7 protein-coding genes are annotated in these 6,312 nt (G+C 67.7%); 3 read left to right on the top strand and 4 right to left on the bottom strand.

The genetic code is table 11. From position 1 onward, the window contains the following. Nucleotides 1-358 precede the first annotated feature (358 nt). A complete protein-coding gene (locus ACH4DZ_RS40220; protein ID WP_398293988.1) occupies nt 359-1,009 on the bottom strand; it encodes a DNA-3-methyladenine glycosylase in 651 nt (216 codons plus the stop codon). A 169-nt stretch (nt 1,010-1,178) separates the two neighbouring features. Here ACH4DZ_RS40220 and ACH4DZ_RS40215 point away from each other — a divergent pair, with 169 nt between their 5' ends. Then, the gene (locus tag ACH4DZ_RS40215; RefSeq protein ID WP_398293987.1) at nt 1,179-1,964 is read left to right on the top strand and encodes a sporulation protein; all 786 of its coding nucleotides are present in this window, start codon (nt 1,179-1,181) and stop codon (nt 1,962-1,964) included. Nucleotides 1,965-2,174: 210 nt separating this feature from the next. Then, the gene (locus ACH4DZ_RS40210) at nt 2,175-2,678 is read left to right on the top strand and encodes an HNH endonuclease (protein ID WP_107017795.1); all 504 of its coding nucleotides are present in this window, start codon (nt 2,175-2,177) and stop codon (nt 2,676-2,678) included. A gap of 282 nt (nt 2,679-2,960) precedes the next feature. Here ACH4DZ_RS40210 and ACH4DZ_RS40205 read toward each other — a convergent pair whose 3' ends face one another. From ACH4DZ_RS40205 to ACH4DZ_RS40195, 3 genes are all read right to left on the bottom strand, one after another. Further along, nucleotides 2,961-3,908: an SPFH domain-containing protein gene (locus ACH4DZ_RS40205; protein ID WP_398293986.1), complete on the bottom strand. Its 948-nt coding sequence runs from the start codon at nt 3,906-3,908 to the stop codon at nt 2,961-2,963. Between the two features lie 150 nt (nt 3,909-4,058). Beyond that, nucleotides 4,059-4,490, bottom strand: coding sequence for an NfeD family protein (locus tag ACH4DZ_RS40200; protein WP_398293985.1), 432 nt, complete (start codon nt 4,488-4,490; stop codon nt 4,059-4,061). A 101-nt stretch (nt 4,491-4,591) separates the two neighbouring features. Beyond that, a complete protein-coding gene (locus tag ACH4DZ_RS40195; protein WP_328497221.1) occupies nt 4,592-5,383 on the bottom strand; it encodes an ABC transporter ATP-binding protein in 792 nt (263 codons plus the stop codon). Nucleotides 5,384-5,517: 134 nt separating this feature from the next. On the opposite strand from ACH4DZ_RS40195, the gene ACH4DZ_RS40190 reads away from it, so the two are divergent. Continuing rightward, nucleotides 5,518-6,306, top strand: a complete 789-nt coding sequence (locus tag ACH4DZ_RS40190) for a hypothetical protein (RefSeq protein WP_398293984.1) — start codon at nt 5,518-5,520, stop codon at nt 6,304-6,306. Nucleotides 6,307-6,312 lie beyond the last annotated feature (6 nt).

The following is a 6,312-nucleotide window of genomic DNA, read 5'->3' as shown; positions in this document are numbered from 1 at the left end:
TGCGTTTCCGACTCTATCAGACCGTTTCCGGTTCCGATTTCCTCGGTGCTTTCCAGGTTTTCGCTTTCGCGTTTCCCTTTCCGGCGATTCCGACTCTACCAGACCCTTTCAGGCCCGATTCCCAGTCGGCGGGATTTGCCTATCGGCCTTGCGGCCTTTCGACATTCACTACGTTAGCCGATCCCCTGGGCAACTCATAATCGAGATCCGCGAGTTCGCATTCAGGCATGCGGACATGCTGAATGGACCCTCGCTGAGAGGAAGTCGTAGGTAGTGGGTTGCCCACTTCCGGCTGCTGACGGAACGCAGTACCCGGTTCAAGCGGCTCGGGCTACGTTACGTATCACCCAAGGGCGAGTCAAGTTCGGCGGCGGCGAGGGGTGTGGGCCCGGTACGGGCTCACCGTCGGGTCGTCGCTGATCCAGAAGCGCCACGGATGGACACCTCCGTCGCCGGACACTCCGGTACGCGGACCGCTGAGTACCTGGTCGGAGGTCACCGGGGTGCCGTGCAGGAGGCTCAGGGGTGAACTCTGCGAGGCGCATGCGTCCGTGCCGTCGAGGGACCGGTCGACCCCCAGAGCCGTGGCCAGACGAGCCGGGCCTTTGGCCAGTTCTCGATCATGTCGGGCCGAAAGTCGACGTTTGCGAGCCACTTCGACGCCTTCGGTGATCTCTCCCGCGCGGAGCAGGACCGCGCTCGCCCTGCCCTGCGGGCCACAGACCAGGTTCATGCAGTGCCACATGCCGTAGGTGAAGTAGACGTACACGTACCCGGGCGGACCGAACATCACCGCGTTGCGGGCCGTGGGACCGCGGAAAGCGTGGGAGCCGGGATCGTTCGGGCCGTCGTAGGCCTCGACCTCTGTGATGCGCAGCTCGATCGGATCGGTCGAACCGCCCGGGTCCGTGCGCACGAGTACGCGCCCCAGGAGGTCGGGGGCGACCTCAAGTACAGGTCGGTCGAAGAAGTCCCGGGCGAGGGGCGTACGGTCAGGGGCCGCGATCATGGCTTACGAGCGTACTTCACACGTCCGAGTGCGTGCGGGGTGGTCAGGGAGCGCCCGTCTTGCCAGGGTGAAGGCGCGGAACCGGACCCGGCTGGATCGCGTATGTATGGATCAAGGATCCGATCCGGACCGAACAACAACGGGGCGTTGCCCGAAAGAGGAGAAGACGATGGGGTTCAAGCGGCTGCTTGCGAGCCTGGGTGCCGGTGGGGCTTCGGTCGAGACGGAGCTGACCGAGGTCAACGTCGTTCCCGGCGGTGTCGTCCAGGGTGAGGTGCGGATCCAGGGCGGATCCGTGAGCCAGGCGATCGAGGGACTGTCGGTCGGGCTGCAGGCCAAGGTCGAGGTCGAGGGCAGCGACGACCAGGAGTACAAGCAGAACATCGAGTTCACGAAGCTCCAGCTCGGCGGCGCCTTCGAGCTCCAGGCCAACGGCGTGCACGCGGTGCCGTTCGGTCTGGAGATCCCGTGGGAGACGCCGATCACGAACATCGCCGGTCAGTCGCTGCGCGGAATGAACATCGGTGTGACCACGGAGCTGGCCATCGCGCGCGCGGTGGACTCCGGTGACCTGGACCCGATCAGCGTGCACCCGCTGCCGGCGCAGCAGGCGCTGCTGGACGCCTTCATCCAGCTGGGCTTCCGCTTCAAGAGCGCGGACCTGGAGAAGGGGCACATCCGGGGCACGCGGCAGAAGCTGCCGTTCTACCAGGAGATCGAGTTCTTCCCGCCGCAGCAGTACCGCGGCCTCAACCAGGTCGAGCTGACCTTCGTCGCGGACGACCGCGAGATGGACGTCGTCCTGGAGATGGACAAGAAGCCGGGTCTGTTCAGCGAGGGCAGCGACTCGTTCCGCTCCTTCCAGGTCGGGCTCAACGACTTCCAGGGCACCGACTGGACCGCGTACCTCAACCAGTGGCTGTCCGAGGTGGGCAGCCGCCGCAACTGGTTCTAGGACCTCCGGGACCTGGCCGGTCCTGAGCTCGGGGCGAGGCTTTACGCGGTTCCCACGGAGAGCTGACCTTTCACTGAGTGTTTGCCCGTCCCTGGTCTTGGAATTGATCAGGGGCGGGCATTTTTATTGCGTTGTCCATCTCGGCGTGCCCGGCCAGAGTTGATCCACGCCCGCCAGGTGGTGGGCCGGTGCGCATGGGAGGTGGGCTGGATGCGGGACACGCTGGTGCTGAACGCGAGCTTCGAGCCGCTGTCGACGGTGACGTTGAACCGAGCCGTCGTTCTGGTGCTGCAGGACAAGGCGGTCGTCGAGCAGGCCCACCCCGAACTGCGTATGCGCGGAGCCGCGCTGGACATACCCGCGCCCCGGGTGATCAGGCTCTGCCGTTATGTACGGGTGCCCTTCCGAAGACAAGCACCGTGGTCGCGGCGGGGTGTGCTGGTGCGTGACCGGCACAAGTGCGCGTACTGCGGTCGGCGGGCGACCACGGTGGACCACGTGGTGCCACGGGCGCAGGGTGGGCAGGACTCCTGGCTGAACACGGTTGCCTCCTGTGCGGAGGACAATCACCGTAAAGCGGCGCGGACGCCTGACCAGGCGGGGATGCCGTTGTTGCGGCGGCCGTTCGAGCCGACGCCGGCGGATGCGATGTTGCTGGCGCTGGGGCGGGATGATCTTGAGGCTTTGCCTGAGTGGCTTGCGCAGCCGGCGTAGTCGCTCCGCTGGGTGGGCGGGATCCGCGGTGCGCTGTCGGGTGCGGGTGCGCTGTGGCTGGTCGCGCAGTTCCCCGCGCCCCTTGAAGGCGAAGGCGAAAGATTGCGCCGTTCCCCGCGCCCCTTAGAGGCAAAGACTGCGCCGTTCCTTGCGCGCCTGGGTGTTTCGGCCCCGTTGGCGTTTGCGGAGTGGGGGTTCGGGGGCGGAGTTCCTGAGGTGGTGACGGGAACGAGCAGGGGCTCGCCTCTTGTGAGGTGAGCCCCTTTTGTGTGTTCGCGTGAGTCAGTCGACCGTGGGCTTTTCCCGACGTTCCGTGCCGCCGCCCTGGTTGCCACCGCCCTGGTTGCCGCCACCCATCGGACCGAAGTTGCCCATCGCGCCGCTCAGCCCCTTGAGGGCGTCGCCGATCTCGCTGGGGACGATCCAGAGCTTGTTGGCGTCGCCTTCGGCGATCTTCGGGAGCATCTGGAGGTACTGGTAGGCGAGGAGCTTCTGGTCCGCGTCACCGGCGTGGATGGACTCGAAGACCGTACGGATCGCCTGGGCCTCGCCCTCGGCGCGCAGCGCGGCGGCGCGGGCCTCACCCTCGGCACGGAGGATCGCGGACTGCTTCTCGCCCTCCGCGGTGAGGATCTGCGACTGGCGGATACCTTCCGCGGTGAGGATCGCGGCGCGCTTGTCACGGTCGGCGCGCATCTGCTTCTCCATCGAGTCCTGGATGGAGGTGGGCGGCTCGATCGCCTTGAGCTCGACGCGGTTGACGCGGATGCCCCACTTGCCGGTGGCCTCGTCGAGGACTCCGCGCAGGGCCGCGTTGATCTCCTCGCGGGAGGTCAGGGTCCGTTCCAGGTCCATGCCGCCGATGATGTTGCGGAGCGTGGTGACGGTGAGCTGCTCGATCGCCTGGATGTAGCTGGCGACCTCGTAGGTCGCTGCGCGGGCGTCGGTCACCTGGTAGTAGATGACGGTGTCGATGTTCACGACCAGGTTGTCCTGGGTGATCACCGGCTGGGGCGGGAACGGCACGACCTGCTCACGGAGGTCGATGCGGTTGCGGATCGAGTCGATGAACGGGACGACGATGTTGAGTCCCGCGTTCAGAGTCCGCGTGTAGCGGCCGAAGCGCTCGACGATGGCGGCGCTGGCCTGGGGAATGACTTGGATGGTCTTGATCAACGCGATGAAGACCAACACCACCAGAATGATCAGGACGATGATGATCGGTTCCATCGTGGCTCCCCGTACCCTTCTCCGCCTCGGTGCTTCCGGAAAATCTCGTGACTGCCGAAGATCTCGTAACTGTCGAGGATCTTGCTGGACGAGTGTGTCAGACCACAACTCGCCACGTGCGACGTTCCGTTCAGTGGACGCCTCGGGAGGTCACACAACCAGCGCCGTCGCTCCTTCGATCTCCACCACATCCACCTCTTGGCCCACCTCGTAGGCGACTGAGCCGTCGAGGGAGCGTGCGGACCAGACCTCGCCGGCGAGCTTGATCCGGCCACCCGAACCGTCCACCCTCTCCAGGACGACGGCCTGCTTGCCCTTCAACGCCTCGATGCCCGAGGCCAGTTGGGGCCGTTGGGCGCGATGCCGGGCCGCGACGGGGCGTACCACCGCGATGAGCGCGACCGAGACGGCGGCGAAGACGACGACCTGGAGGACGACACCGCCTCCGAGCCCCGCGGTCACGGCGCCCGCGACGGCGCCGACGGCGAGCATTCCGAATTCCGGCATCGCGGTCACGACCAACGGGATTCCGAGCCCGGCCGCGCCGATCAGCCACCACACCCATGCGTCGATGTCGTTCACATGGTCATGGTAGGTCCGCGGGTCCCGTCCCCGACAGGGCGCCGATCCTGTTGGGGCTGGTGTTCCCGGTTGTCAGGGCAAGTTGAATGAGAACAGGTCGGTCAGGACAGCGGGAGGCCCTGGGCGGTCCAGCGGTCGCCGGACTGGCTGACGACGAGCGGGAGGCCGAAGCACAAGGAGAGGTTGCGCGAGGTGAGTTCCAGTTCCAGGGGCCCAGCCGCGAGGACCTTGCCCTGGCGGATCATCAGGACGTGGGTGAAGCCCGGGGCGATCTCCTCCACATGGTGCGTGACCATGATCATGGAGGGGGCGATCGGGTCGCGGGCCAGGCGGCCGAGACGGCGTACGAGGTCCTCGCGGCCGCCGAGGTCGAGACCGGCGGCGGGCTCGTCGAGGAGCAGCAGCTCGGGGTCGGTCATCAGCGCGCGGGCGATGAGGGTGCGCTTGCGCTCGCCCTCGGAGAGGGTGCCGAACCTGCGGTCCACGAAATCGGTCATGCCGAGGCGGTCGAGGAAGGCGCGGGCGCGCTGCTCGTCGACGTCCTCGTAGTCCTCGTGCCAGCCGGCCGTCATGCCGTACGCGGCGGTCAGCACCGTCTGCAGGACGGTCTGGCGCTTGGGGAGCTTCTCGGCCATGGCGATGCCGGCCACGCCGATCCGCGGGCGCAGCTCGAACACGTCGACCTTGCCGAGGGTCTCACCGAGGATGGTGGCGGTGCCCTGGCTGGGGAAGAGGTAGCTGGAGGCGAGGTTGAGGAGGGTGGTTTTTCCGGCTCCGTTGGGTCCGAGGATGACCCAGCGCTCGCCTTCCTTGACCGACCAGGAGACCTGGTCCACCAGAGCCCGGCCCTCTCGGACCACGGATACGTCCTCAAGCTCCAGAACATCGCTCATGAGCGCGCTGTCTCCCATTGCAGTCTCGGCCGTCGCTGACGTCTGTGGACGCAGCCCCCAGGGAAAACCTACGCCACCGGCCGACCCGTCCAATCCATCGGCCGGTCCTTAAGCGGTTCCTTAAAGTGGGAGGCATGCTTTCGGAACCACGTTCAGGACGGTTGGCGGCATGGGGAAATGCACTGTTGGCCGGATTTGTCTCACCGGATGACGCGGTCGTCGCCATCGTCGGTGAGGACGCCGTGCACCGGGTCGCCGGACTGCCCGGCGAGACGGGGCCCGTCGGGCTCTCGCTCGCCCTGGGGCGGCTGCGCGCGCTCGGGACGACCGGTCTGCGGGTCGCGCTGCCCGCGCCCGGGCATCCGCTCGGGCTGAGCGGTCCGCCGGATTTCAACGCGCGCGCCCTGGAGGCCGAGGAGGCCGTCGTCTGCCACGGGGTCGGTCTCGGGCTCGTACCGGAGGTGTACGAGGCCGGCCCGGACGGCGATGTGCATGTGGAGGTCGTCTGGCACTGTCTGCCGGTGCGCGAGGCGCCGCCCGCCGACGTGCCGTCCCTCGGGGAGGCGGAGCGGGAGCTCGCGGAGGCGTTGCGTGACGCGACCGAGGTGCTGTCGCAGCTCGATGTGGCGGGCTCGGGCCCCGGCGCCGAGGCGGCGATCGACGCGTACCGGGCCCGGGCCGAGCGGGACGGCGAGGCGCTCGCTCCCGGCTATCCGCCCAGAGCCGTGCGGGTGTTGGCGCTGTCCCGGCGGGTCGGGCTGCTGGTCTCGGTGGCGTACGGCAACGGGCACGGCGGGGCCGTGAGCGCGTCGGAGATGACCGCGCGCTCCGAGGCGCTGCGCCCGGTCGAACGGACGGCCAGGCGGGCTCAGGTGGCGGCGTACAACGCGTTCGTGGAGGAGCGGGAGCGCGGGATGCGCTGAGCGGTT

The organism is Streptomyces sp. NPDC017991, assembly GCF_044328075.1.
In the GTDB taxonomy this organism is placed as follows: Bacteria; Actinomycetota; Actinomycetes; order Streptomycetales; family Streptomycetaceae; genus Streptomyces.
The sequence above is the reverse complement of the archived record's forward strand: the minus strand, read 5'-3'. Positions and strand labels throughout refer to the sequence as shown.

Coding starts and splice junctions, on each gene's coding strand:
- ACH4DZ_RS40220 (WP_398293988.1), bottom strand. CDS start 1,009: ATGATCGCGGCCCCTGACCGTACGCCCCTCGCCCGGGACTTCTTCGAC.
- ACH4DZ_RS40215 (WP_398293987.1), top strand. CDS start 1,179: ATGGGGTTCAAGCGGCTGCTTGCGAGCCTGGGTGCCGGTGGGGCTTCG.
- ACH4DZ_RS40210 (WP_107017795.1), top strand. CDS start 2,175: ATGCGGGACACGCTGGTGCTGAACGCGAGCTTCGAGCCGCTGTCGACG.
- ACH4DZ_RS40205 (WP_398293986.1), bottom strand. CDS start 3,908: ATGGAACCGATCATCATCGTCCTGATCATTCTGGTGGTGTTGGTCTTC.
- ACH4DZ_RS40195 (WP_328497221.1), bottom strand. CDS start 5,383: ATGAGCGATGTTCTGGAGCTTGAGGACGTATCCGTGGTCCGAGAGGGC.
- ACH4DZ_RS40190 (WP_398293984.1), top strand. CDS start 5,518: ATGCTTTCGGAACCACGTTCAGGACGGTTGGCGGCATGGGGAAATGCA.